20 protein-coding genes are annotated in these 23,834 nt (G+C 74.0%); 11 read left to right on the top strand and 9 right to left on the bottom strand.

What is annotated here, in order from left to right:
• Nucleotides 1-182 precede the first annotated feature (182 nt).
• Genes CIK06_RS07580 through dapB form a run of 3 tightly spaced genes read left to right on the top strand, consistent with a single transcriptional unit; the run spans nt 183 to nt 4,735 of the window.
• Nucleotides 183-2,537 (top strand): polyribonucleotide nucleotidyltransferase, encoded by a 2,355-nt coding sequence (locus tag CIK06_RS07580; RefSeq protein ID WP_095564222.1) that lies wholly within the window; start codon nt 183-185, stop codon nt 2,535-2,537.
• Between the two features lie 9 nt (nt 2,538-2,546).
• A complete protein-coding gene (locus tag CIK06_RS07585; protein ID WP_095564223.1) occupies nt 2,547-3,911 on the top strand; it encodes a pitrilysin family protein in 1,365 nt (454 codons plus the stop codon).
• A gap of 59 nt (nt 3,912-3,970) precedes the next feature.
• Nucleotides 3,971-4,735: a 4-hydroxy-tetrahydrodipicolinate reductase gene (gene dapB / locus CIK06_RS07590; protein ID WP_095564224.1), complete on the top strand. Its 765-nt coding sequence runs from the start codon at nt 3,971-3,973 to the stop codon at nt 4,733-4,735.
• Here the strand turns inward: dapB and CIK06_RS07595 are convergent.
• Both CIK06_RS07595 and CIK06_RS07600 read right to left on the bottom strand, forming a co-directional pair.
• Nucleotides 4,698-5,744: a sigma-70 family RNA polymerase sigma factor gene (locus CIK06_RS07595; RefSeq protein WP_232534068.1), complete on the bottom strand. Its 1,047-nt coding sequence runs from the start codon at nt 5,742-5,744 to the stop codon at nt 4,698-4,700. The genes dapB and CIK06_RS07595 overlap by 38 nt on opposite strands.
• A gap of 74 nt (nt 5,745-5,818) precedes the next feature.
• Nucleotides 5,819-6,391, bottom strand: a complete 573-nt coding sequence (locus CIK06_RS07600) for a GNAT family N-acetyltransferase (RefSeq protein ID WP_095564225.1) — start codon at nt 6,389-6,391, stop codon at nt 5,819-5,821.
• Between the two features lie 35 nt (nt 6,392-6,426).
• Here CIK06_RS07600 and CIK06_RS07605 point away from each other — a divergent pair, with 35 nt between their 5' ends.
• Complete coding sequence (locus CIK06_RS07605; RefSeq protein ID WP_095564226.1) at nt 6,427-7,746, top strand: glycosyltransferase 87 family protein; 1,320 nt, start codon at nt 6,427-6,429, stop codon at nt 7,744-7,746.
• On the opposite strand, the gene CIK06_RS07610 is transcribed toward CIK06_RS07605, so the two are convergent.
• Complete coding sequence (locus CIK06_RS07610; RefSeq protein WP_095564227.1) at nt 7,639-8,193, bottom strand: GNAT family N-acetyltransferase; 555 nt, start codon at nt 8,191-8,193, stop codon at nt 7,639-7,641. The genes CIK06_RS07605 and CIK06_RS07610 overlap by 108 nt on opposite strands.
• A gap of 89 nt (nt 8,194-8,282) precedes the next feature.
• On the opposite strand from CIK06_RS07610, the gene CIK06_RS07615 reads away from it, so the two are divergent.
• Both CIK06_RS07615 and CIK06_RS07620 read left to right on the top strand, forming a co-directional pair.
• Nucleotides 8,283-9,521, top strand: coding sequence for a winged helix-turn-helix domain-containing protein (locus CIK06_RS07615; RefSeq protein WP_095564228.1), 1,239 nt, complete (start codon nt 8,283-8,285; stop codon nt 9,519-9,521).
• Nucleotides 9,522-9,660: 139 nt separating this feature from the next.
• Nucleotides 9,661-10,242, top strand: coding sequence for a DUF2752 domain-containing protein (locus CIK06_RS07620; protein ID WP_095564229.1), 582 nt, complete (start codon nt 9,661-9,663; stop codon nt 10,240-10,242).
• A gap of 106 nt (nt 10,243-10,348) precedes the next feature.
• Here the strand turns inward: CIK06_RS07620 and CIK06_RS07625 are convergent, their stop codons facing one another.
• From CIK06_RS07625 to CIK06_RS07635, 4 genes are all read right to left on the bottom strand, one after another.
• Entirely contained in the window at nt 10,349-11,584 is a 1,236-nt protein-coding gene (locus CIK06_RS07625) for an MFS transporter (protein WP_095564230.1), read from the bottom strand.
• A complete protein-coding gene (locus CIK06_RS29175; RefSeq protein ID WP_157756641.1) occupies nt 11,581-11,748 on the bottom strand; it encodes a hypothetical protein in 168 nt (55 codons plus the stop codon). Before CIK06_RS29175 ends, CIK06_RS07625 begins: the two co-directional genes overlap by 4 nt.
• A gap of 3 nt (nt 11,749-11,751) precedes the next feature.
• Complete coding sequence (locus CIK06_RS07630) at nt 11,752-12,549, bottom strand: DUF4097 family beta strand repeat-containing protein (protein ID WP_095564231.1); 798 nt, start codon at nt 12,547-12,549, stop codon at nt 11,752-11,754.
• A 92-nt stretch (nt 12,550-12,641) separates the two neighbouring features.
• On the bottom strand, nt 12,642-13,160 hold the full coding sequence (locus CIK06_RS07635) for a hypothetical protein (protein ID WP_095564232.1): 519 nt from the start codon (nt 13,158-13,160) through the stop codon (nt 12,642-12,644).
• A gap of 192 nt (nt 13,161-13,352) precedes the next feature.
• On the opposite strand from CIK06_RS07635, the gene dapA reads away from it, so the two are divergent.
• From dapA to CIK06_RS07650, 3 genes are all read left to right on the top strand, one after another.
• The gene (dapA, locus tag CIK06_RS07640; protein WP_095564233.1) at nt 13,353-14,279 is read left to right on the top strand and encodes a 4-hydroxy-tetrahydrodipicolinate synthase; all 927 of its coding nucleotides are present in this window, start codon (nt 13,353-13,355) and stop codon (nt 14,277-14,279) included.
• A gap of 31 nt (nt 14,280-14,310) precedes the next feature.
• Nucleotides 14,311-15,999 carry a ribonuclease J gene (locus tag CIK06_RS07645; RefSeq protein ID WP_095564234.1) on the top strand — a complete coding sequence of 563 codons (1,689 nt, stop codon included), beginning with the start codon at nt 14,311-14,313 and terminating at the stop codon, nt 15,997-15,999.
• A gap of 204 nt (nt 16,000-16,203) precedes the next feature.
• The gene (locus CIK06_RS07650) at nt 16,204-17,502 is read left to right on the top strand and encodes a S1 family peptidase (protein ID WP_095564235.1); all 1,299 of its coding nucleotides are present in this window, start codon (nt 16,204-16,206) and stop codon (nt 17,500-17,502) included.
• Between the two features lie 22 nt (nt 17,503-17,524).
• On the opposite strand, the gene CIK06_RS07655 is transcribed toward CIK06_RS07650, so the two are convergent.
• Nucleotides 17,525-18,436, bottom strand: a complete 912-nt coding sequence (locus CIK06_RS07655) for a TetR/AcrR family transcriptional regulator C-terminal domain-containing protein (RefSeq protein ID WP_095564236.1) — start codon at nt 18,434-18,436, stop codon at nt 17,525-17,527.
• Between the two features lie 220 nt (nt 18,437-18,656).
• Between CIK06_RS07655 and CIK06_RS07660 the strand changes: the two genes are divergently transcribed.
• On the top strand, nt 18,657-19,856 hold the full coding sequence (locus CIK06_RS07660; RefSeq protein WP_095564237.1) for an FAD-dependent monooxygenase: 1,200 nt from the start codon (nt 18,657-18,659) through the stop codon (nt 19,854-19,856).
• A 90-nt stretch (nt 19,857-19,946) separates the two neighbouring features.
• Here CIK06_RS07660 and CIK06_RS07665 read toward each other — a convergent pair whose 3' ends face one another.
• Entirely contained in the window at nt 19,947-21,161 is a 1,215-nt protein-coding gene (locus CIK06_RS07665; RefSeq protein WP_095564238.1) for a hypothetical protein, read from the bottom strand.
• Nucleotides 21,162-21,325: 164 nt separating this feature from the next.
• On the opposite strand from CIK06_RS07665, the gene CIK06_RS07670 reads away from it, so the two are divergent.
• Nucleotides 21,326-23,803 (top strand): DNA translocase FtsK, encoded by a 2,478-nt coding sequence (locus tag CIK06_RS07670; protein WP_095564239.1) that lies wholly within the window; start codon nt 21,326-21,328, stop codon nt 23,801-23,803.
• The last annotated feature ends 31 nt before the right edge of the window (nt 23,804-23,834 follow it).

The following is a 23,834-nucleotide window of genomic DNA, read 5'->3' on the forward strand; positions in this document are numbered from 1 at the left end:
CCCACCGAACAACAGGGGCCAGCGCGACCGCCCGCAAGGGAGCCGGATCAGCGCACCGGTCCTCGGTAGTGGCCCCCGGGCCGCCGGCCGCACCGGCACCCCGGGCGCTTCGATCGAAGACCGGCCGCCTGAGCGGCTCCGGCGAGGTCGTGGGCCCACGACCGAAGGAGTACGGAATACCCATGACCGAGAATCGACTCGGCACCCAGCACAGCAAGGCCGTGATCGACAACGGGGCGTTCGGCACCCGTGAGATCACCTTCTCCACCGGCCGGTTGGCCCGGCAGGCCGCCGGCTCGGTCGTCGCCCAGCTCGGCGAGACCGTCGTGCTCTCGGCGACCACCGCCGGCAAGCAGCCGAAGGAGCAGTTCGACTTCTTCCCGCTGACCGTGGACGTCGAGGAGCGGATGTACGCCGCGGGCCGGATCCCCGGCTCGTTCTTCCGCCGCGAGGGCCGCCCCAGCGAGGACGCCATCCTCACCTGCCGGCTCATCGACCGGCCGCTGCGCCCCTCGTTCGTGAAGGGCCTGCGCAACGAGGTCCAGGTCGTCGAGACCATCCTGGCGCTCGACCCGCAGCACCCGTACGACGTGGTCGCGATCAACGCCGCGTCGATGTCCACCAAGCTGTCCGGCCTGCCGTTCTCGGGCCCGATCGGCGCCACCCGGATGGCCCACGTGGACGGGCAGTGGGTGGCCTTCCCGACCCACGAGGAGCTGTCCCGGGCGACCTTCGACATGGTGGTCGCCGGCCGCGCGCTGGCGGACGGCGACGTGGCGATCATGATGGTCGAGGCGGAGGCCACCGACCACACCGTCGCGCTGGTCGCCGGCGGCGCCACCGCGCCGACCGAGGAGGTCGTGGCCAGCGGCCTGGAGGCCGCGAAGCCGGCCATCCGCGAGCTGTGCCGGGCACAGGGCGAGCTGGCCGACGCCGCCGCCAAGCCGGTGGTCGAGTTCCCGATCTTCCTGGACTACCAGGACGACGTGTTCGAGGCCGTCTCCGGTGCCGGCCGGTCCGAGGTCGCCGAGGCCCTCAAGATCGCCGGCAAGGCGGACCGCGAGGAGGCGCTCGACCGGATCAAGGCCCGGCTGCACGAGGACCTGGCGCCGCGGTTCGAGGGCCGGGAGAAGGAGATCAGCGCCGCGTTCCGGTCGCTGACCAAGTCCGAGGTACGCGCCCGGGTGCTGCGCGAGCAGGTCCGGATCGACGGCCGGGGTCCGCGGGACATCCGGCCGCTGTCGGCCGAGGTCGGCGTGCTGCCCCGGGTGCACGGCTCGGCGCTGTTCGAGCGCGGCGAGACCCAGATCCTCGGCGTCACCACGCTGAACATGCTGCGCATGGAGCAGGCGCTGGACACGCTCTCGCCGGAGAAGTCCAAGCGCTACATGCACAACTACAACTTCCCGCCGTACTCCACCGGGGAGACCGGCCGGGTCGGTTCGCCGAAGCGGCGGGAGATCGGGCACGGCGCGCTCGCCGAGCGGGCGCTGATCCCGGTGCTGCCCTCGCGCGAGGAGTTCCCGTACGCGATCCGCCAGGTCTCCGAGGCGCTCGGCTCGAACGGCTCCACCTCGATGGGCTCGGTCTGCGCCTCCACGCTGGGTCTGCTCTCCGCCGGCGTGCCGCTGAAGGCGCCGGTCGCCGGCATCGCGATGGGCCTGATCTCCGACGAGGTCGAGGGCAAGACCGAGTACGTGACGCTGACCGACATCCTCGGCGCCGAGGACGCGTTCGGCGACATGGACTTCAAGGTCGCCGGCACCCGGGAGTTCGTCACCGCGCTCCAGCTCGACACCAAGCTCGACGGCATCCCGTCGGACGTGCTGGCCGCCGCGCTCCAGCAGGCGCACGACGCCCGGCACACCATCCTGGACGTGATGCAGCGGGCCATCGAGGCTCCGGCCGAGATGTCCGACTACGCGCCGCGGGTCACCACCGTGAAGATCCCGGTCGACAAGATCGGCATGGTGATCGGGCCGAAGGGCCAGACCATCAACGCCATCCAGGACGAGACCGGCGCCGAGATCTCCATCGAGGACGACGGCACGATCTACGTCGGGGCCACCAACGGCCCGTCGGCGCAGGCGGCGGTCGAGCGGATCAACGCGATCGCCAACCCGACCCTGCCGAAGCTGGGCGACAAGTTCCTCGGCACCGTGGTCAAGACCGCGGCGTTCGGCGCGTTCATCTCGCTGCTGCCCGGCCGGGACGGCCTGCTGCACATCTCGAAGGTGGGCGACGGCAAGCGGGTCGAGCGGGTCGAGGACCACCTCAACGTCGGCGACCGGGTCGAGGTGCAGATCGCGGACATCGACGCCCGGGGCAAGATCTACCTGGACAAGGTCCGTCCGGAGGGCGCCGAGGCGCCGGCGGAGGCCGGCGCGGGCGACCGGCCCGGCGGCCGGGACCGGGGCGACCGTGGCCCGCGCGACCGGGGTGACCGGGAGCGCGGTGACCGCGGCCCGCGCGGCGACGACGGCGAGCGTGGCGGTGGCGACGGTGGCGAGCGGCGCCGCCGGACCCGGCACAGCTGACCGATCGCGATGACCCCTCCGTCGTCCAACGGTGCGTCCGCTTCCGGGTCCGGCACCCCGCCGACCCGGGCGGTCACCCGCACCCTGACCAGCGATCCGCTGGGTGGCACGGTCCGCCGGACCGTGCTGCCCAGCGGGCTGCGGGTGATCACCGAGTCGATTCCGGCGATGCGCAGCGTGTCGTTCGGCATCTGGGTCTCGGTGGGCTCGCGGGACGAGACCGGCGCGCAGGCCGGCGTCTCGCACTTCCTGGAGCACCTGCTGTTCAAGGGCACCAACCGGCGGAGCGCGCTGGACATCTCCGCCGAGATCGAGGCCGTCGGCGGCGAGACCAACGCCTTCACCACCAAGGAATACACCTGCTACTACGCGCGGGTGCTGGACGACGACCTGCCGCTGGCGGTCGACGTCATGTGTGACCTGGTCGCCGACTCGGTGCTCGACCCGGCCGATGTGGAGACCGAGCGCGGGGTGATCCTCGAAGAGATCGCCATGCACGACGACGAGCCCGGCGACGAGGTGCACGACCTGTTCGCCCGGGCGCTCTACGGGGATCATCCGCTGGGCCGGCTGATCTCCGGCACCGAGGAGACCGTCTCCCCGCTGAGCCGCCGGCAGATCCAGGACTTCTACCGCCGCCGGTACGTCCCGCCGGCCATCGTCATCGCGGCGGCCGGCAACCTGGAGCACTCCGTGGTGGTCAAGCGGGTGCGCCAGGCCATCGCGGGCAGCCCGCTGGAGCGCGGACCGGCGCAGCCGGCCGCGATCCGGCCCAGCCACCCCGCGCCCCCGGTCAGCACCGGCGGCGTCGTGGTCGAACACAAGGAGACCGAGCAGGCGCACGTGGTGCTGGGCTGTCCCGGCATCGGCCGGCTCGACGAGCGGCGGTTCGCGCTCGGCGTGCTCAACAACGTGCTCGGTGGCGGCATGTCGAGCCGGCTGTTCCAGGAGATCCGGGAACGCCGCGGCCTGGCCTACTCGGTCTACTCGTACGCCAGCCAGTACGCCGACGGCGGCCTGTTCGCCGTCTACGCCGGATGCGCTCCGGGCAAGGTGGACGAGGTGCTCGGCCTGGCCCGGGCCGGACTGGCCGAGGTGGCCGCGAACGGCATCACCGCCGCCGAACTGGCCCGGGGCAAGGGCATGACCAAGGGCGGCTACGTGCTGGGGCTGGAGGACACCGGGTCGCGGATGAGCCGGCTGGCCAAGGGCGAGTTCCTCTACGGCGACCTGATGGCCGTGGACGAGCTGCTGGCCAGGGTGGACGCGGTGACCGTCGAGGAGGTCAACGCGCTGGCGGCCGAGCTGCTCAGCCAGCCGATGTCGCTGGCCGTGGTGGGACCGTTCGATCCGGCGGACTTTCCGGCCGGCTGATCGGCCATCGTCCCCGGCTCGCTGCGAGCGCGGCGCCCGGTTGGGATAGGTTGTGGCCCGTGACTGACGAGCGTGAACCGATCCGGGTCGGCGTGCTGGGTGCACGCGGACGCATGGGCATCGAGGTGTGCCGGGCCGTCGACGCAGCCGAGGATCTCGAGCTGGTGGCCATGGTCGACCAGGGAGACTGGTTGTTCAACGCCTCCGACGCCGCCGCCGAGGTTGTCGTGGACTTCACCACACCCGACGTGGTGATGGACAACCTGCACTGGTGCATCGACCAGGGCCTCAACGTGGTGGTCGGCACCAGCGGGTTCACCGAGCAGCGGCTGGAGCGGGTCCGCACCTGGCTGTCGCACAAGCCCGACGTGGGCGTCGTCATCGCGCCGAACTTCGGCATCGGGGCGGTGCTGATGATGCAGTTCGCCGCGCGGGCCGCCCGGTTCTTCGAGTCCGCGGAGATCATCGAGCAGCACCACCCGGGCAAGCTGGACGCGCCGTCCGGGACCGCCGCGCACACGGCCCGGGCCATCGCCCAGACCCGCGCCGCGGCCGGCCGGGACGCCATGCCGGACGCCACCCGGGACGAGCTGCCGGGCGCCCGTGGCGCCGACATCGACGGCGTACGGGTGCACTCGGTCCGCGCGGCCGGTCTGGTGGCGCACCAGGAGGTGCTGTTCGGCACCACCGGCGAGACGCTGACCATCCGGCACGACTCCTACGACCGGGCGTCCTTCATGCCCGGAGTGCTGCTGGCGGTGCGCGCGGTGCGCAACCGTCCCGGCCTCACGGTCGGCCTGGATTCCCTGCTGGACGAGGTGTAGCGCGGCGGCGTGGCCCGCCGTCGGGCCACGCCTGAAGCCGCTGCGGCAGCCCGAAGACGGCGAACAGCGGCGGCGTGACGAAGCTGCTGATCCGGGCGATCCGGCCACCCACCGGCTCGACCAGGCCGATGGCGAACGCGTGGTAGCCGCCGGCCGGGTCGAGCCGGTAGTGCGCGAACGCCGGCACCCCGTTGGCGGCCAGCCGCACCAGCCGGGACCCGCGGCACTCCCGCCCCGGCCCGAGCATGAACCGGCCGATGTCGTGCGCGCCGCGCACCCAGAGCCGGAACGGCGGCATGTTCTGGATGGCGTCGGCGTGCAACAGCGCGACGAGGGCGTCGATGTCGTACCGCTCGAACGCCGCGACGTACCGGTCCAGCAGCTCGACGTCGGCCGGGTCGAGGGTGGCCGGCGGGCCGGCGTCGGCGGCCCGGGCGGCCATCGTCGCGCGGGCCCGTTGCAGCGTGCTGTTCACCGCGGCCACGCTGGTGGCCAACTGCCCGGCGACCTCGGCCGCGCTGAACCGCAGCACGTCCCGCAGCACCAGCACGGCCCGCTGCCGGGCCGGCAGGTGCTGGAGCGCCGCCACGAAGGCCAGCCGGATCGACTCCCTGGCCACCGCCAGCTCGGCCGGGTCCCCGTCGACCGCAAGCACCGCCGCGTCCGGCGCCGGGGCGATCCACTGCGCCGCCGGGGCGGGTGCGCCCACAGCCGACTCGACCGGCGCCGACGGACCGCTGAGGTCCATCGGCAGCGCCCGCCGCGCCCGGCTGCGGGCCAGGTCCAGACAGACGTTCGTGGCGATCCGGTAGAGCCAGGTGCGCAGGCTCGACCGGCCGTCGAAGCCGGCCATCCCACGCCAGGCCCGGACCATCGTCTCCTGGACCGCGTCCTCGGCGTCGAAGGGTGAGCCGAGCATCCGGTAGCAGAAGCCGGTCAGCTCGCGTCGATGTTCGTCCAGCCGCAGCTCGGCCCGCTCCTGCGCGGACCCCGTCGCCAGCGTCGCCACCGTGCCCCACCCTCCCTCGACCAGGCCGTCCGTCGTCCTCCGAGCCTAGGCCGGGGGACCGACAGTCCCGGCGGTCAGGCCGTCTCGGCGGGCACCCCGACGTGCAGCCGAAGCTGCGGAACCAGCATGTCGTCCACGTCCAGCGCGCGGGCGGCGCCATCCGGCTCCCAGCCGGCGCTGCCCAGGAACCGGCGGGTGGCATCGTCCCCGTCGAAGGCCCAGGCCACCGCCGAGGTCAGCCCGTCGGACCGCCACAGGTCGACCGCCGCCGCGAGCAGCCGGCTGCCGTGCCCCCGCCGACCCCAGCGCGGCTCCACCAGCAGGTCGGTGATCGCGGCGACCTCGGGGCCGAGCGCCTCGGCCGGCTCGTTGGGGGCCAGCGCCTGCTGGTCGACTGGCCCGGAGGCGACGAATCCCACCAGATACGATTGTTCGGCCTGTTCGACGGCGACCAGCACGCGGTGCCGGTCCGACGGCGGCGCCTCCACCGCGGAGCGCCACTGCCGGGCCATCGACTCCTCGTCGAGCCGGTCGAGCACGTGCCTCGGGAGCAGCCGGCGATAGGCGACCCGCCAGGTCGCGAGCTGGATCCGTGCAATCTCGCCGGCGTCCGACGGACGCGCCGGGCGGACGTACCCCGTAGCCATGACTGGGAAGCCTACGCAGGATGGGGGGAGCGGCGATGCCGCAGGGTGCCCTCGGGCGGACCCGTGCCCAGGTGCTCGCCGTCGCGATCCTGGCGGCCGGCGTGGCGGTCTTCGTCGCGGTCACCTCCGCCCGGCACGGCTTCTTCGATCTCAAGGTCTACTCCGGGGCCATCCGGTACTGGGTGCACGACCGCGGCGACATCTACGACTATCTCAAGCCCAACAGCACGTACGGCTTCACCTACCCGCCGTTCGCGGCGTTCGCGATGCTGCCGATGGCCTACCTGCCGTGGTCGGCGACGATCGTGCTGAGCGTGCTGGCCACCGCCGTGGTCAGCGTGCTGGTGCTGTGGTGGCTGGTCGGCCCGCTGGCCCGGTACGCGGGCTGGCCGGCCTGGTTCACCCTGGCCGTGGCCGCCTGCCTGGCCGCCGCCTTCGAACCGATGCGCGAGACGGTGCTCTTCGGCCAGGTGAACATGCTGCTGCTGTTCCTGGTCGGCGCCGACGTGCTGTTCCTGGTCGCCGACCGGACCCCGGGCGGGACGCCGGTGCCGGCCCGGTGGCGCCGGTACGCCGGGATCGGCGTGGGGCTGGCCACCGCCATCAAGCTGACGCCCGGGGTGTTCATCGTCTACCTGCTGGTGACCCGCCGGTGGCGGGCGGCGCTGGTCGCCGCCGGCACCGCGGCGGGCGCCACGGTGCTCGCCGCGGCAGTCGCGCCGGACGCCGCCCGGGTGTTCTGGACCGACGCGCTGTGGAACACCGACCGGGTCGGCTCGCTGGCGTACATCTCGAACCAGTCGTTGCAGGGCCTGGTGGCCCGGCTGCACCCGGCCCAGCCGAACCAGACGGTCTGGCTCGGGCTGGTGCTGCTGGCGCTGCTCGGCTGGGCCTGGCGCGCCCGCAGCGCGGTGCGGGCCCGGGACGAGGCGGCCGGGTTCGCCCTGACCGGCGTGCTGGGCTGTCTGATCAGCCCGGTCACCTGGGTACACCACCTGGTCTGGCTGCTGCCGGCGCTGGCCCTTCTGGTCGACAACGGGGTACGCGCCGCCGGGCGCCGCCGGTGGGCGCTGCTGGGACTCGCCGGGGTGCTCTACGCGCTGCTGTGCAGCCGGCTGGTCTGGTGGTGGGAGGACGGGTCGGCCGGCGTCACCGGCTTCCTCGGCAGCAACGCGTACGTCTGGGCCAGCCTCGCGCTGCTGGTGGCGTTGCCGGTGCGGGATCGCCGTGCGGTGCCCGCAGGTCGGTCAGCCGGGGACGAGCCGGCCGGTGTAGCGCACCTCGACCAGCCCGAGCGGGGGACGGCCGGCGGATCGCTTGATTTCGTAGGTCGACCGCTCGCCGTCGGCGACTAGCCCGGACCGCTCGTAGAACGACCGGCCCCGGCGGTTCTCCGCCAGCACCCACAGCCGCAGCTCGGCCCAGCCGTGTTCGGCGAGGCCGGCGCGGGCCGCCGTGAACAACGCCCGGCCCACCCCGGTGCCCCACCGCGCCGGATCCACGTAGAGCGCCACGACCTCCCCGTACGCGTGATCCAGCCGGTCCCGGTCCTGCTCGATCCGGTACGGGCCGAAGGTGGTGAATCCGGCGACCCCGGCGGCGTCCTCGGCGAGCAGGGTCCGGAACGGGTGGTCGGGCGCGGCCGTGCCGAGGTCCCGGCGCCGCTGCGCCCAGGTGTCCGGGTTCAGCAGCGCCAGCCGCTCGTCCGGGATGATGCCGGCGTACCCGGACCGCCAGGAGCGGACGTGTACCGCAGCGATGGCCGCGGCGTCCCCGGGTTCCTCCGGCCGGATGATGTCCACCGCCCAGTTCTAGCCGTCCCCGGCCGGCCGATCCAGCGTCCACCCGGGGTGACCCGGATTGTCGCTCCACTGGGCTACGGTGCTCAGCGATGGCCGTACCCGAGGAACTCTCCGTCGCCCAGGCCCGGCGCATCGCGCTGGCCGCCCAGGGATTCGCCGACCCGGCGCCCACCGGCGTCCCGACCCGGCGCCACCTGCGCCGGGTGCTGGGGCGCACCGGCCTGATCCAGATGGACTCCGTCAACGTCCTGCAGCGCGCGCACTACCTGCCGCTCTACAGCCGGCTGGGGCCGTACCCGACGGATCTGCTGGACCGGGCGGCCTACCGGGCGCCCCGGGAGCTGTTCGAGTACTGGGGGCACGAGGCGTCGCTGGTGCCGGTGCGGCTGCACGCCGCGCTGCGCTGGCGGATGGCCGCCGCGGAGAAGCACGCCTGGGGCGGCATGCGGCGCATCATCAGCGAGCAGCCCGACCTGGTGCGCTGGGTCCGTGACGAGGTGGCGGCCCGCGGGCCGCTCACCGCGGCCGAGATCGAGCACGACGCGCCGCGGGAGACCGGGCACTGGGGCTGGAACTGGTCGGTGGTCAAGCGGGCGCTGGAGTTCCTCTTCTGGGCCGGGGAGGTGGCCGCGGCCGACCGGAACGGATCCTTCGCCCGCCGCTACGACCTGCCCGAGCGGGTGCTGCCGGCCGCGGTGCTGGCCGAGCCCACGCCGAGCGACGCCGAGGCGTACCGGCGGCTGGTGGCCGTGGCGGCCCGCTGCCTGGGGGTGGCCGCGGAGCCGGAACTGCGGGACTACTTCCGGCTGCCGTTGGCCGGTGCCCGCACCGCGGTGGCCGAGCTGGTGGAGGCCGGCGAGCTGCTCCCGGTCCGGGTACGGGGCTGGCGGCAGCCGGCCTACCTGCACGTCGAGGCCCGGTTGCCGCGCTGGATCCGGGCCAGCACCCTGGTGAGCCCGTTCGACCCGCTGGTGTGGGAACGCGCCCGTGCCGAGCGGCTGTTCGGCTTCAGCTACCGGATCGAGATCTACGTGCCGGCGCCGCAGCGGGTGTACGGCTACTACGTGCTGCCCTTCCTGCACGGCGACCGGTTCGCCGCGCGGGTGGATCTGAAGGCCGACCGCCGGGCCGGCGTGCTGACCGTGCCGTCGGCCTGGGTGGAGCCCGGGGTGGAGCCCGGCGACACCGCGCTGGCCCTCGCCGCCGAGCTGTACCGGCTGGCCGGCTGGCTCGGGTTGTCGGCCGTGGCGCCGCCGGTCGCCGGCGACCTCGCCGGACCGCTGGCCGCCGCCCTGGCCGCGGGACCGCCGGGGCCGGTCGCCGGTTGACCCTCCGCCGGTCGCCGGTCGCCGGTCGCCGGTCGCCGGTCGCCGGTCGCCGGTCGCCGGTTGACCCGGTGCCGGTGCCGGGGCCGCGTCCGGGGCCGCCGGTGTACGGTGACACAAGCCGTTGACGAGGTGAGGTGGCATGGCATACCCGGGCGGACCGTCGGCACATCCGGGGCCCTCGTACCCGCAGCCCCCGTATCCGGGTTGGTCGGAGCAGCCGGAGACCGGCGCGGTCGGCGCGGTCGGCACCCCGGTCGTGGTGCCGGTGGCCGAGCGGGACCGGCTGACCCGGTGGGTGCTGCGGATGCACGCCCGCGCGCCGCGCTGGAGCGCGCCGCTGGCGGCCCTCGGCTGCATGGCGGCGGCCGCCACGTACACCCTGATCAGCAACCCGACCACCAGCGCCCCGGACGCGCCCGCCACCTGCCTGCTGAAGCTGACCACCGGGCTGGACTGTCCGGGTTGCGGCGGCACCCGCGCGATGTGGTACCTGCTGCACGGCGACCTCCCGGCGGCCGCCCGGCACCACCTGATCTGGGTGTTCGTCCTGCCGTTCCTGCTCTACCTCTACCTGAGCTGGGCGATGGAACGCGGCTTCGGCGTCAGGCTGCCGAAGCTGCGGATCAGCTCGCGGACCATCGGCCTGGTGCTTGCGGTCTGGGTGGCCTTCTCGATCGCCCGCAACCTGCCCTGGGCGCCGTTCACCGCGCTCTACGTCTGAGCCCCCGTGGCTCCCGGCGAGCCCAGGAGGGCTCGCCGAGCCGCCCTCCCTGCCGTCACCGAGCCGTCAACGCCGTCACCGAGCCGTCAACGCTGCCGCCGTGCCGTCAACCGGCGACGGGTTCGGCGGCCGGCACCGCGGGGCGAAGCGGCCGCATGGAGCGGATGCCGCGGCTGATCGTGGCGGTCAGCGCGGAGACCGCCACCAGCGCGGCGAAGACCATCAGCGTGGCCGGGCCGCCGACGTGCTCGATGAGCAGCCCGGCCAGCAGCGGGGAGGTCGAGGCCATGGAGCTGGCGGCGAAGATGATGACGCTGACCACCCGGCCCTGGAGCCGATCCGGCGTGATCGCGGCCTGGTAGCCGAACAGCGCCGCGTTGCAGGCCGGGCTGAGCAGCAGCACGGCCGCGACCGGCACGGCCGCGAGGATGCTGCTCAGCGGGGCGGCCAGCGCCAGCAGGCCGACCGCGGCCCAGCAGATGCTGACGACCAGCACGGGCATCCGCAGCCGCCGTTGCAGGGCGGGGGCCGCGAACGCCCCCACCAGCCCGCCGGCCGCGATGATCGTCTCGACCGTGCCGATGAGCGCCGGCGGGACGTGGTGCCGTTGCAGGATCACGATGAGCGCGAAGACGACGCCGCTGATGCCCATGTTCAGCGGCGGCGCCACCAGCAGCACCGCACGCAGGAACCGGTCGCCGAGGGCGAACCTGATCCCCTCGGCCAGTTCGGTGGCGTGGCCGCGCGGAGCCTGCGTCCGGGGCTGCTGCATGGGGTCGCGGATCAGCAGGACGCCCACGAACGACAGCAGGTAGCTGACGGCGTCGGCCAGGAACGGCAGGGACCGGCCGAGCCCGAACAGCAGTCCGCCCAGCGGCGGCCCGGCCAGCGCGGTGCCGTGCAGCCGGGCCTCGTTGCGGGCCACCGCGTCCGGGAGCTGCTCGCGGCCGACCAGGCTGGCCAGCGCGGCGTGCTCCACCGTGCCGAACAGGACGGCGCAGGCCGCGTCCAGGACGGCCACGGCGATCACCGCGGTCAGGCTGACGTGTCCGGTGAGGATCGTGACGCCGAGGAAGACGTACCCGACGATCCGTACCGCGTCGCAGGCCAGCAGGGTCCGCCGCCGGTCGACCCGGTCGGCCAGCACCCCGGCGGGCAGCCGGCAGACCAGCCGGGTCACCGCCAGCACCGTGCCGACCGCGCCGGCCTGCACCGGCGAGCCGGTGAGCGCCAGCACGAGCAGCGGGATGGCCAGCGCCGACATGCTGGCGCCCAGGTCGGACAGCGTCTGGCTGCCCCAGAGCAGGTTGAAGGAGCGGTTGCGCCACAGGGGGCGGGTCATCGGGCCGCCCGGATCGGCAGGTACGCCAGCTCCGGCAGGTAGGAGTAGCCGGAGCAGGACGCCAGCCCGCGGCAGGTCGTACCGTGCTCGGGACAGCGTCCGGCCCCGCGGCCGGGTGCCCGGTGCGAGTGCCCGCCGTGGCCGGGTCGCTTGGCTCTGCTCACGGGTCAGCCCACCTTCCGAAGGTCGATGTCGCCGCTCAGGGTGCGTACCTGGAGGCCGAGCTGGTGCCCGTTGGGCGGTGCCGTGTCGCCGTCGCTCATCCGCAGGCCGTTGCGGGTGCTGCCGGAGAGCGACTGGAGGTCCAGCCACACGCCGGTGCCGGCCGGTACGCCGATCTGGACGTCACCGGAGGCGGTGGTGATCCCGACGTTGCCGTGCCCCGCGGCATCGATGTGGATGTCACCCGAGGCGGACTTGATCTGGAGATCTCCGCTCGTCTCCCGCAGCACCACGTCGCCGCTGGCGGTGGCGATCCGGGTGGCGCTGCCGGGACGGGTGATGGCGATGTCGCCGGAGGCGCACTCGATGTCCAGTTCGCCGCCGACGCGGCCGAACACGACGTCGCCGCTGGCGGTCTTCACCCGCGCGTCGCCGGTCACCTCCGCGATGTCCAGGTCGGCGGACGCGCCGGTGATGTCGGTCGTCGCGAGCGGTCCGCGCAGGGTCACGTCGGCCGACGCGGTGTCGATCCAGGCGCCGCTGCCGACCGGCACGGTGACGCGGATCCGCAGGGATCCGCTGCGGCGCAGGATTCCGCCCTTGTTCCGGGGCGCGGTGACGCGCAGGGTGTCGCCGTCCAGGTCCACGGTGGTGTCGGCGGCCAGTTGGCGGGAGGCGTCCCGATCGTCGTGCGGCGCGACGTCGACGGCGGTGGTGGCGCCGTCCACGGCGACCACCTCGATGTCGCCCGAGGGCACGGAGATCACCAGCGTGATCGGGCGATCGACCGGAAACTCGGTCATGACTGCTCCTTCGATGGCAGGGATGGTACGGCGCAGGGGGAACCGCGGCGACGCGGTGGTGCGCGCGGGCCGCCGGGTGTGGAAGGGGTGCCTCAGGCCTGGGCGAATCCGGTGATCCGCCGGGAACTGCGGCCCGGGCGCGGGCCGGACCAGCCGGGCGGCCCCGGTGGCCCCGGTGGCCCCGGTGGGCCGTACAGCGCGGCGCTGACGGCGCGGACCAGCCAGGCGTTCACCGAGATGCCCTCGGCCGCCGCGGCCTGTTCCACGCCGTCCTTGAGCGACTCGGCCAGCCGCAGGGTGATCCGGGTGACGTCGCCGGTGGGTTCGCCGGGCGGCGTCGCCGGTGCGGGCCGGGCCGGTTCCACCGGCTCGATCGGCAGGACGACGAGGTCGGCGGCCCGGTCCCGCAGCCGCACCTCGACGGCGGCCCCGTCGAGCTTGGTGGTGAGTTCCGCGGCCGTGTCGGTGAGCACCTGGAGCAGGCAGAGCCGGACGGACGGTTCGAGCGAGCTGGCGAGCAACTCGGCGGCGCGGGCGGTGTCCGGGCCGGCGGGTGCGGCCACGGCGGCGAGGTCCTGCCGCAGCGATTCGACGTAGGGTGCCAGGTCCATGACGTCACTATGACACCATCAAGACGTCGTTGCAAGTAGGACTGGCGTCATGTGGTCTCGGTAGACGGCGTCAGGTGGCGTCATCTGGTGTCATCGTTGGCGTCACCCGGTCCGCCGGCTCCCGGCATCGGGCCGCCCGCTCGGCGTACCTTCCCCCGTCGGCGCCCCTGCCCGGTCCGCTAGGTTGTCGGTATGACGCACCACCACCCGGACCGTGCCGACCCGGCGACACCGCGCCCGTTCGGGCGGCTTCTCACCGCCATGGTCAGCCCGTTCAGCCCGGACGGGGCGCTGGACCTCGACGGTGCGGCCCGGCTCGCCGGCTATCTGGTGGACGAACAGGACAACGATGCCCTGGTGGTCAACGGCACCACCGGCGAGTCGCCGACCACGACCGACGCGGAGAAGGAACGGTTGATCCGGGCCGTGGTGTCGGCCGTCGGCGACCGGACCCGGGTGGTGGCGGGGATCGGCACCAACGACACCCGGCACACCATCGAGCTGGCGGTCGCGGCCGAGAAGGCGGGCGCGCACGGGCTGCTCGTGGTGACGCCCTACTACAACAAGCCGCCACAGGCCGGCCTGCTGCGCCACTTCACCGCCGTGGCCGACGCCACCGGCCTGCCGGTGATGCTCTACGACATCCCCGGCCGCACCGGGACCCCGATCGCCACCGAGACCCTGGTCCGGCTCGCCGAGCACGACCGCATCGTCGCGGTCAAGGACGCCAAGGGCGATCTCACCGCGACCTCCTGGGTGACCAGCCGCACCGACCTCGCGTACTACTCCGGCGACGACGCGATGACCCTGCCGCTGCTGTCGGTCGGCGGGATCGGTCTGGTCGGCACCTCCACGCACCTGACCGGCGCGCTCGCCAAGCAGCTGATCGAGGCGTACGAGCGGGGCGAGGTGGCGGCGGCGCGGGCGCTGCACCAACGACTGCTGCCGCTGTTCACCGGCATCTTCCGGACCCAGGGGACGATCCTCGTGAAGGCCGCCATGGCCGCCCTGGGCCTGCCCGCCGGTCCGGTACGCCCACCGTTGGTCGACGCCACGGACGCCGAGCTGACACAGCTGCGGCGCGACTGTGCGGACGCCGGCCTGGACCTACCGGCATGATCGTGCCGACCCCATCCCTCGGAGTTACCGAATGACCGTGATCGACACCGACAAGCAATTCCCACCGCCGCTGCCCGAGGGCGGCCTGCGGATCATCCCGCTCGGCGGCCTCGGCGCCATCGGCCGCAACATGACCGTCTTCGAGTACGCGGGCAAGCTGCTCGTCGTCGACTGCGGCGTGCTCTTCCCCGACGTCGAGCAGCCCGGCGTCGACCTGATCCTGCCCGACTTCGGGCCGATCCTGGACCGGCTGAACGACGTGCAGGCCATCGTGCTCACCCACGGGCACGAGGACCACATCGGTGCCGTGCCGTACCTGCTGGCCCACAAGCCGGACATCCCGCTGGTCGGCTCGCAGTTCACCCTGGCCCTGGTCGAGGCGAAGCTCGCCGAGCGCCGGATCGAGCCGTACGCGCTGACCGTCCGGGAGGGCGGCCGGGAACGGCTCGGCCCGTTCGAGTGCGAGTTCTTCGCGGTCAACCACTCGATCCCGGACGCGCTGGCGGTGGCCATCCGCACCCCGGCCGGCCTGGTGCTGCACACCGGCGACTTCAAGATGGACCAGCTCCCGCTGGACGGCCGGATCACCGACCTGGCCGGCTTCGCCCGGCTCGGCGGCGAGGGCGTCGACCTGCTCCTGTCGGACTCGACGAACGCCGAGATCCCGGGGTTCGTCACGCCGGAGCGGGAGATCGGCCCGGTGCTGGACTCGATCTTCGCGAAGGCGACCGGCCGGATCATCGTGGCCTCGTTCGCCTCGCACGTGCACCGGGTGCAGCAGGTGCTGGACTCGGCCGGCGAGCACGGCCGGAAGGTGGCCTTCATCGGCCGGTCGATGGTGCGCAACATGGGCATCGCCCGCGACCTCGGCCTGCTGCGGATCCCGCCGGGCCTGGTGATCGCGCTGGACGAGGCGACCACGCTGCCGCCGGAGCGGATCGTGCTGATGTCCACCGGCTCGCAGGGCGAGCCGATGAGCGCGCTGGGCCGGATGGCCAGCGGCGACCACCGGCACATCACCATCGCGCCCGGCGACACCGTCGTGCTGGCCAGCTCGCTGGTGCCGGGAAACGAGACCGCGGTCTACCGCGTGATCAACCGGCTGTCCCGGGGCGGCGCCACCGTGATCCACAAGGACGTGGCAAAGGTGCACGTCTCCGGGCACGCCCCCGCCGGGGAACTGCTCTACCTGCTCAACGTGACCCGGCCGAGCAACCTGATGCCGGTGCACGGCGAGTGGCGGCACCTGCGGGCGCACGCCCGGCTGGGCGTGGAGTCCGGGGTGGCGCCGGACCGGGTGGTGATCTGCGAGGACGGCGACGTGGTCGACCTCGTCGAGGGCCGGGCGTCGGTGGTCGGCCGGCTGGGCAGCCGGTACGTCTATGTGGACGGCCTGGCCGTCGGGGACGTGGGGGAGTCGCTGCTCACCGAGCGCCGGATCCTCGGCGACGGGGGCTTCATCTCGGCGACCGTGGTGGTCGACTCGGTGACCGGCAAGGTGGTGGGCGGTCCGACCGTCTCGGCCAAGGGCTTCTCGGACGACCCGGACGCCTTCAACCCGGTGATTCCGCTGATCACCGAGGCGCTCGGCCGGGCGGCCCTGGACGGCATCGCCGACCCGCACCAGTTGCAGCAGATCGTCCGGCGCACGGTGGGACGCTGGGTCAACGACGCGTACCGGCGCCGGCCCATGATCGTCCCGACCGTGGTGGAGGTCTGAGGCGTCGTGCGGGGCTGAGACCGCGGTCCGCGGGCGCCGCCCGGCCGCGGTCCGCGGCCACCCGGCCGGTCCGGTACGGCGAGCCCGTGCCGTCCGGTTCAACCGTGCCCGGGTGATTCTCGTCACCGCCGCTTCGCCCGTCCGTCCCGGCTCGTCGTCGCGTACTCCCACCCGGCGCCAGCTCGATGGCGGAGGGAGCCGAGGATGGACCGCAGGCGGGTGACCCTGGCCGGGGTGACCGCGGCCGGGCTGCTGGCCCTGGCCGTGGTGACGATCCCGGCGCTCGCCGACGACCGGCCGGCGCACCGGTCCGCCCTTCCGGCCGCGGTGCCGGCTCCGGAGCTGGTCGCCGTGCTCGCGCACGACCTGGGCATCTCCCCGGAGCGGGCCCGGTGGCGGCTGGTTCGGGAACGCACCGCCACCGCCACCGCGAACGCCCTGCGCACCGCCATCGGCGCCGCGACCTGGGGCGGTGCCTGGCTGAACGGGGACGGCTCGCGGCTCACCGTGGCGGTCACCGACCCGGCGCAGGCCGAGCGGATCCGCGCCGCCGGCGCCGAGCCGGTGGTGGTGGCGCACACCGCGGCCGAACTCAACCGGGCCAAGCAGCGCCTCGACCGGGCCGTACCGGCCCGTGCGAGCGCCACCGGCGGCCAGACCGCCGCCCCGGACGCCGGCTCGGCGGGCTGGTACGTCGACGTCCCCGACAACGTGATCACCGTGCTGGTCCGGCCGGGCGGCGAGGGTGCCTTCGGGCGGCTGCTCGCCGCCAGCGGGGCGGATCCCGGGCTGGTCCGGCTGATCACCTCGACCGAGTCGCCGCGCCCGCTGTCCGCGGTGCACGGCGGCGACCCGTACCGCATCGACGGGGTGACCCGCTGCTCGGTCGGGTTCGCCGTGACCGGCGGGTTCGTCACGGCCGGCCACTGTGGACGTCGCGGCAGCAGCACCACCGACCTCGACGGGGCCGCCCAGGGCGTCTTCACGGCCAGTTCGTTCCCCGGCGACGACTGGGCGGTGGTCCGGGTGAACGCCGGCTGGCAGCCGGCGGGCCTGGTCGACGGCTTCGCCGGCGGCGCGGTGCCGGTGAACGGCTCGGCCGAGGCCCCGGTCGGCGCCTCGGTCTGCCGGGCCGGCTCGACCACGGGCGTGCACTGCGGGCTGATCCGGGCGAAGAACGCGACGGTCAACTACCCGCAGGGCACGGTGACCGGGCTGACCCGGACCGACGTGTGCGCCGAGGCGGGCGACTCCGGCGGCCCCTGGGTCTCCGGCGACCAGGCGCAGGGGGTCACCTCCGGCGGTGCCGGCGACTGCGCCGGAGGCGGCGTGACGTTCTTCCAGCCGATCACCGAGATCCTCCAGGCGAACGGCCTGGCGCTGGTGACCGCCCGCAACACCGGGCAGCGGGCGGCCGGGTCCCTGGCCGACGACGCCGCCGCGGCGCCCGCCGACCCGGCGGCGCCGACGTCGCGGGTCCGCCACCAGGTCCCGCGCCGCTAGCGCCGGTTCCTGTGGAACAGACCTAACCGACCCGCAGGTACGCCTCGAAGCCGTCCAACAGGCGGCCGAGGCCGAACTCGAACAGCACGTCCAGGTCGAAGTCGAACCCGTCGCCCAGCAACGGCGGCAGCACCGGCGAACGGTCGGCCAGCTCCCACAGCCGTGTCTGCTGCGTCGCCATCCATTCGTCCTCGGTCAGCCCGGTGTCCCGGCGGGCCTCCGCCTCGGGTTCGAGCGCGGTGGCCACCCCGCGGACGAAGCTGAACAGCGTGACGTGCACCCGGAACCGGTCCTCGGTGCTCAACCCGGTGCCGGCCAGCGCGCCGAGCACCCGCCCGGTGATCGCCAGCGCGTTCGGCGCGAGCTGCGGCCGGGTCAGGGACATGGCCGGAGCCAGCCACGGATGGCGTTGGAACATCGCCCACATGGATCGGGCGATCCGCTCCAGCTCGGCACGCCATCCACCGGGGCCGGGCGGGTCCGGCGGCTGCTCACCGAAGACCGCGTCGATCATGTGCAGGACCAGTTCCTCCTTGCCGGCCACGTACCGGTAGAGCGACATGGTGGCCACGCCGAGCCCGGTTGCCACCCGTCGCATGGAGAGTTCGGCCAGCCCGTCGGCGTCGGCGATCTCCACGGCCGCCCGGACGATCCGGTCCCGGCCGATTTCGGGGGCCGGCCGGCCGGCCCCGGTCGATCGCGTCGTCGCGCTGGCCGGGGTGGCGACCACGGTGCCGACACCGGGCAGGACCTCGGTCAGCCCCGCCCGGCGGAGCGCCGCGTGCGCCTTGGTGGCGGTGGCGATGGCGACCGTCCAGTCCCGGGCGATCCGCCGGGCGGACGGCACCGGATCACCCGGTCGCAGCTCGCCGGCGGCGATCCGGTCGCGGATCGCGGTGAAGATGCGCTGGTACGGCGGGTCGGGTCGGCTCACCGCGCCGGTCCCGTGCGGCCCGTGGATCCTGGTACACCACCGTGCTGAGCATCACACCGCGGCGCGCTGCCGCGCCGCCCGTGCTGGCCCGGCGATCGTCCACCCGTACTAGTACACACGGTCATCGTGCGCGCGCTTCCGTGCGCACATTGCCGCAGGTGTAGCCGTCTGCATAGGCTGAATTCGACATGATGTACAGCGTACACACGTGGGAGGAACCATGGCGGGGACCGTGCTGATCTCCGGGGCCGGCATCGCCGGACCCGCGCTCGCGTACTGGCTGCACCGGTACGGCCATGCGGTGACGGTGGTGGAGACCGGCGCCGCCGTGCGGCCCGGCGGCCAGGCGGTGGACGTCCGCGGTGCCGCCCGCGACGTGCTCGCGCGGATGGGCGTGCTTTCCCAGGTCCGCGAACTGCGGGTCGAGGAGCGCGGAATCGCCTATGTGGACGCGGGCGGCCGGTGGCTGAGCCGGATGCCCGCGCACCTTTTCGGCGGCGAGGGCATCGTGTCGGAGATCGAGATCTCCCGCGGCGATCTGGCCGCGGTGCTGTACGAGCACACCAGGGAATCCGTCGAGTACCTGTTCGCCGACCGGATCGTCGGGCTCGACCAGGACGGCGACGGCGTGCGGGTGCGATTCGCGACCGGCGCGCAGCGTCGGTTCGACATCGTGGTCGGCGCGGACGGCGTGCATTCGGGGGTGCGCCGCCTCGCCTTCGGGCCGGAGGTCGACCATGTCCGCCCGCTCGGCGGCTACACGAGCTACTTCACCGTGCCGGACCCCGGCGACCTGGATTCCTGGTTCCTGATGCACAACGCCCCCGGCGGACGGGTGGCCGGCGTGCGACCGGAGCGCAACGGCACCGCCAAGGCGCTGCTCGCCTTCACCTCGCCGCCACTGGGTGTCGACCGCCGCGACCCCGACCAGCAGCGCCGGATCGTCGCCGAGGCGTTCACCGGGGTCGGCTGGCGGGTGCCGCAACTGCTGGCCGCGATGTGGACCGCCACCGACTTCTACTTCGACCCGATCTGCCAGGTGCACGTCCCGACCTGGTGGCACGGGCGGGTGGCGCTGCTCGGGGACGCCGGCTACTGCGGTTCGCCGTTGACCGGCATGGGCACCAGCATGGCGCTGGTCGGCGCGTACGTGCTGGCCGGGGAAGTGGCCGCGGCGCCCGGCGCGCCCGAGGTGGCGTTCCGGCGATACCAGGACACCCTGCGGGACTACGTCCGGCGGGGCCAGGCACTGCCGCCCGGCGGCCTGCGCGGGTTCGCGCCGCGTACCCGCCTGGAGATCTCGGCGCGCACCGCCTCGATGCGGATGATGCACCACTGGCCGGTCCGGAACATCCTGGCCAGGCAGTTCGGCAAGGCCGATGCGACAAGGCTGCCGGAGTACGCCCCGACCGCCGCCTGATCCGCGGCCCGCCCGCACCGGGACGGGACGGTCTCCCGCGGGTCCGCGCCGGGACGGGACGGTCTCCCGCGGGTCCGCGCCGGGACGGTCTCACCCGGTCCGGTTCGGGTGGGCCGGCCCGCCAGCGGGGTGCCCGATCGCCGGCTCCGCGTCGTACCAGCCGGCCAGCCGGTCCGACTGGTGGGCGGTACCGTTGCGCGCGTCGAAGCGCGCGGCCAGCGCGGCGGCCGTGGCCCACAGCCGCGCGCCCAGCCCGCGCAGGTCGGCCGCGCCGGTCCCGGTCGCGCCGGCTTCGGGCGGGTCGGTGTCGGACCCGCCGGTGCCGGGCTCGTCGGGATCGGGTTCGTCGGTGTCGGGTTCGTCGGGGTCGGGCAGCTCGGGGCCGGTCCCCTCCTGCGCGGCGTCCGCCGCCCGCCGGCAGAGCAGCGCGCCGGCCGCGGCCAGTTCCATGGTCACCCCCTCCGGACCGGGGTCGTCGGGGCCGGGTAGCTGGGCCGCGAGGACCGCGAGGCCGCGCCGGTACCGCCCGGCCAGGGCGAGATACCGCAGGTGGCTCGCGACCAGCCGCCGGGCCGGCCGTTCCCGGCGGTGCCGTCGCCAGGCCAGCCGGTGCGCCTGCGCGGCCGTCGCCGGCTGGCCCGAGCGCAGGTACGGCAGCAGCAGCCCGGCCAGTGCCCGCTCCGGCGCGTCCGGGCACCGGGTACCGCCGGCCAGCGCCGGTCCGGCAGCCCGCAGCGCCGGAGACCAGTCGCCCCAACCGGCCAGCAGCTCCACCTCGTCGGTCGCGGCGCAGGCCGGGCAGCCGTCGTCGCCGCCGTCCCGAGCCCGGGCCAGCCAGCGCCGCGCGGCCTCCCGATCGCCGACGTGGTCGGCCAGCCGGGCCCGCAAACGGTACGCGCGCCCCGGCGGGCGTCCCCGCGCCGCCAGCCACCGGTGCAGGTCGTCGAGCAGGTCGACGGCGTCGACCAGGGACAGCCGCGGGCTCTCCAGCGCCGCCGCCACGGTGTGCTCCTGGGCCTCGCGCAGCCGCTGCGCGTCCTCGCCGGGAAGCAGGTCGGGCCGGTGTTCCACGGTGGACAGGCACCAGCGCAGCGGCCCCGGCGCGCGCCAGCCCTCGCCCCGGCCCAGGGCGGTTTCCAGCAGGTCCAGCCGGGCCGCGAGCCCCAGCGCCGGTGCGGCCAGCCCGTCGGCCCGCTCGGCCACCTCGGTCAGCTCGACCAGTCGCCGCGGACCGTCCGGCAGGTCCCGGGCCGACGCCAGCGCCGTGGACAGCGACCGGACCGGGGTCATCCGGGGTGCAGCCATGCGGCGTCCCTCCTGGAGGCGCATTTCGGGCCGACTCGGCGTGTCCGGGCCGGCACCCGCGCAACGTGCACTGTCGGGCCGCCGCCCGCGCAGCGGGCACCGGCGGTCGGACACGGACCGCAGAACCGCGGAATACTCGGACCACGCGGCTACCCTGTGACTCTATGGCCGGCCGCACCCCATCCACGAGCCGTCGACGCGGCGCGTCGTCGACGCGTGGTGCCAGCTCCCGCGGCCGGAACACCCGGCAACCGACCCGCGGCCGGTCCACCGCCCGCCGTCCGGCCCGCAAGAACCGTCCCGGCCTCGGCGCCACGCTGCTGCGCGGCCTCGGCGCGCTCTGGATGGCGCTGGCGCACGGCGTGGGCTGGGCGGTCCGGGCCGTCGGCCGCCGCGCGGCCACCGCCGGGGAGCTGGATCCCGAGCACCGTCGCGACGGCGGTGGACTGCTGCTGCTCGGCATCGCCATCCTCACCGCGGTGGCCCTGTGGTTCTCCGGTGCCGGACCGCTGGGCGCCCGGCTCGCCGACACGATCCGGCTGTTCATCGGGGCCGTCTCGGTGGTGCTGCCGGTGCTGCTGGGCGTCGGGGCGTACCGCCTGCTGCGCCATCCCGTGCCGGTGCAGGAGGAGCACCGCGGCCGCGGCATGGTCGGCTGGTCGGCGCTGATCGTCGGCACCGACGCGCTGTTGCACATCGCCCAGCAGCCGGTCGACAACGTCCAGCGGGACTACGCCGGCGGCCTGCTCGGCGCCGCCGTCGGTGACCTGCTGGAGCACGCGGTCACCGCCTGGGTGGCGGTGCCGGCGCTGCTGCTGTTGCTGGTGTTCGGGCTGCTCGTGGTCACCGCCACGCCGATCAACAAGATTCCCGAGCGGCTCGGCCTGCTCGCCGGCGCGGTGACCGGTGCCGGAGCCGAGCCGGCGGTGCAGCCCGAGCCGGACACCGCCGCCCCGCGCAAGCGGCGGCCGCCGCGCCGGCCGCCCGTCGACGACGGCGACGACGAGCCGGCCGACGACGACGCGGCCGGGCTCGGTCCGATCTCACTCCAGGAGACCATCGAGCTGCCGCGCAAGTCCCGGGTGCCGGCCAGCCGCCGGACACCCGATCCGCCGGACCACTCGCCGGCGCCCACCCGCGCGGAGCAACTCGACCTCACCGCCATCTCCGGGGACTACAAGCTGCCGCCGGCGAACATGCTCGGCAAGGGCGCCGCGGCGAAGACCCGCAGCCGGGCCAACGACGAGGTCATCGCGGCCCTCACCGGGGTGTTCGACCAGTTCAACATCGACGCCGCGGTCACCGGCTTCACCCGCGGGCCGACCGTGACCCGGTACGAGGTGGAGCTGGGGCACGGCGTCAAGGTGGAGCGGATCACCCAGCTCTCCCGCAACATCGCGTACGCGGTGAAGTCGCCGGATGTGCGGATCCTCAGCCCGATCCCGGGCAAGAGCGCGGTGGGCGTGGAGATCCCGAACACCGACCGCGAGGACGTGGCGCTGGGGGACGTGCTGCGGTCCCGGACCGCCGCCGCGGACCATCACCCGATGGTGGTGGCGCTCGGCAAGGACATCGAGGGCGGCTACGTGGTGGCCAACCTCGCCAAGATGCCGCACATCCTCATCGCCGGCGCCACCGGCGCCGGCAAGTCGAGCTGCCTGAACTCGCTGCTGGTCTCGATCCTGGCGCGGGCCACCCCGGACGAGGTGCGGCTGCTGCTGATCGACCCGAAGCGGGTCGAACTAACCATGTACGAGGGCATCCCGCACCTGGTCACCCCGATCGTGACCAATCCCAAGAAGGCCGCCGAATCGCTGGAGTGGGTCGTCCGCGAGATGGACATGCGGTACGACGACCTGGCGGCCAACGGCGTCCGGCACATCGACGACTACAACCGCCGGGTCCGGGCCGGCGAGATCACGGCGCCGCCGGGCAGCGAGCGGGAGATCCGGCCGTACCCGTACCTGCTGGTGATCGTCGACGAGCTGGCCGACCTGATGATGGTGGCGCCGCGCGACGTCGAGGACTCGGTCGTCCGGATCACCCAGCTCGCCCGGGCGGCCGGGATCCACCTGGTGCTGGCCACCCAGCGGCCGTCGGTGGACGTGGTCACCGGCCTCATCAAGGCCAACGTGCCGTCCCGGCTGGCCTTCGCGACCTCCTCGCTGGCCGACTCGCGGGTCATCCTCGACCAGCCCGGTGCGGAGAAGCTGATCGGCCGGGGCGACGGGCTGTTCCTGCCGATGGGCGCCTCCAAGCCCACCCGGATCCAGGGCGCCTGGGTCACCGAGCGGGAGATCGGGCAGATCGTCAAGTTCTGCAAGGACCAGCGCGAGCCGGAGTTCCGCCCGGACGTGCTGACGGTCGGCCAGGAGACGAAGAAGAAGATCGACGAGGACATCGGCGACGACCTGGAACTGCTGGTCCAGGCGATCGAGCTGGTGGTCACCTCGCAGTTCGGGTCGACCTCGATGCTCCAGCGCAAGCTGCGGGTCGGATTCGCCAAGGCGGGCCGGCTGATGGACCTGATGGAGACCCGCGGCATCGTCGGCCCGTCCGAGGGCTCCAAGGCGCGCGACGTGCTGGTCAAACCGGACGAACTGACCGAGGCGCTGGCCGGGGTCCGCGGGTCGGACGGCTGAGCGCCGGCGTCGTGCGGACCGGATCCCTTGA

It is taken from the genome of Plantactinospora sp. KBS50 (genome assembly GCF_002285795.1).
Taxonomy (GTDB): Bacteria; Actinomycetota; Actinomycetes; order Mycobacteriales; family Micromonosporaceae; genus KBS50.

What these genes read in the sequence shown, in the direction of transcription:
- CIK06_RS07600 (WP_095564225.1), bottom strand. Translation starts at nt 6,391, where the DNA reads ATGGCTACGGGGTACGTCCGCCCGGCGCGTCCGTCGGACGCCGGCGAG.
- CIK06_RS07580 (WP_095564222.1), top strand. Translation starts at nt 183, where the DNA reads ATGACCGAGAATCGACTCGGCACCCAGCACAGCAAGGCCGTGATCGAC.
- CIK06_RS07670 (WP_095564239.1), top strand. Translation starts at nt 21,326, where the DNA reads ATGGCCGGCCGCACCCCATCCACGAGCCGTCGACGCGGCGCGTCGTCG.
- CIK06_RS07615 (WP_095564228.1), top strand. Translation starts at nt 8,283, where the DNA reads ATGGCCGTACCCGAGGAACTCTCCGTCGCCCAGGCCCGGCGCATCGCG.
- CIK06_RS07665 (WP_095564238.1), bottom strand. Translation starts at nt 21,161, where the DNA reads ATGGCTGCACCCCGGATGACCCCGGTCCGGTCGCTGTCCACGGCGCTG.
- CIK06_RS07605 (WP_095564226.1), top strand. Translation starts at nt 6,427, where the DNA reads ATGCCGCAGGGTGCCCTCGGGCGGACCCGTGCCCAGGTGCTCGCCGTC.
- CIK06_RS07645 (WP_095564234.1), top strand. Translation starts at nt 14,311, where the DNA reads ATGACCGTGATCGACACCGACAAGCAATTCCCACCGCCGCTGCCCGAG.
- CIK06_RS07635 (WP_095564232.1), bottom strand. Translation starts at nt 13,160, where the DNA reads ATGGACCTGGCACCCTACGTCGAATCGCTGCGGCAGGACCTCGCCGCC.
- CIK06_RS07660 (WP_095564237.1), top strand. Translation starts at nt 18,657, where the DNA reads ATGGCGGGGACCGTGCTGATCTCCGGGGCCGGCATCGCCGGACCCGCG.
- CIK06_RS07625 (WP_095564230.1), bottom strand. Translation starts at nt 11,584, where the DNA reads ATGACCCGCCCCCTGTGGCGCAACCGCTCCTTCAACCTGCTCTGGGGC.
- CIK06_RS07630 (WP_095564231.1), bottom strand. Translation starts at nt 12,549, where the DNA reads ATGACCGAGTTTCCGGTCGATCGCCCGATCACGCTGGTGATCTCCGTG.
- CIK06_RS07650 (WP_095564235.1), top strand. Translation starts at nt 16,204, where the DNA reads ATGGACCGCAGGCGGGTGACCCTGGCCGGGGTGACCGCGGCCGGGCTG.
- CIK06_RS07620 (WP_095564229.1), top strand. Translation starts at nt 9,661, where the DNA reads ATGGCATACCCGGGCGGACCGTCGGCACATCCGGGGCCCTCGTACCCG.
- CIK06_RS07585 (WP_095564223.1), top strand. Translation starts at nt 2,547, where the DNA reads ATGACCCCTCCGTCGTCCAACGGTGCGTCCGCTTCCGGGTCCGGCACC.
- dapA (WP_095564233.1), top strand. Translation starts at nt 13,353, where the DNA reads ATGACGCACCACCACCCGGACCGTGCCGACCCGGCGACACCGCGCCCG.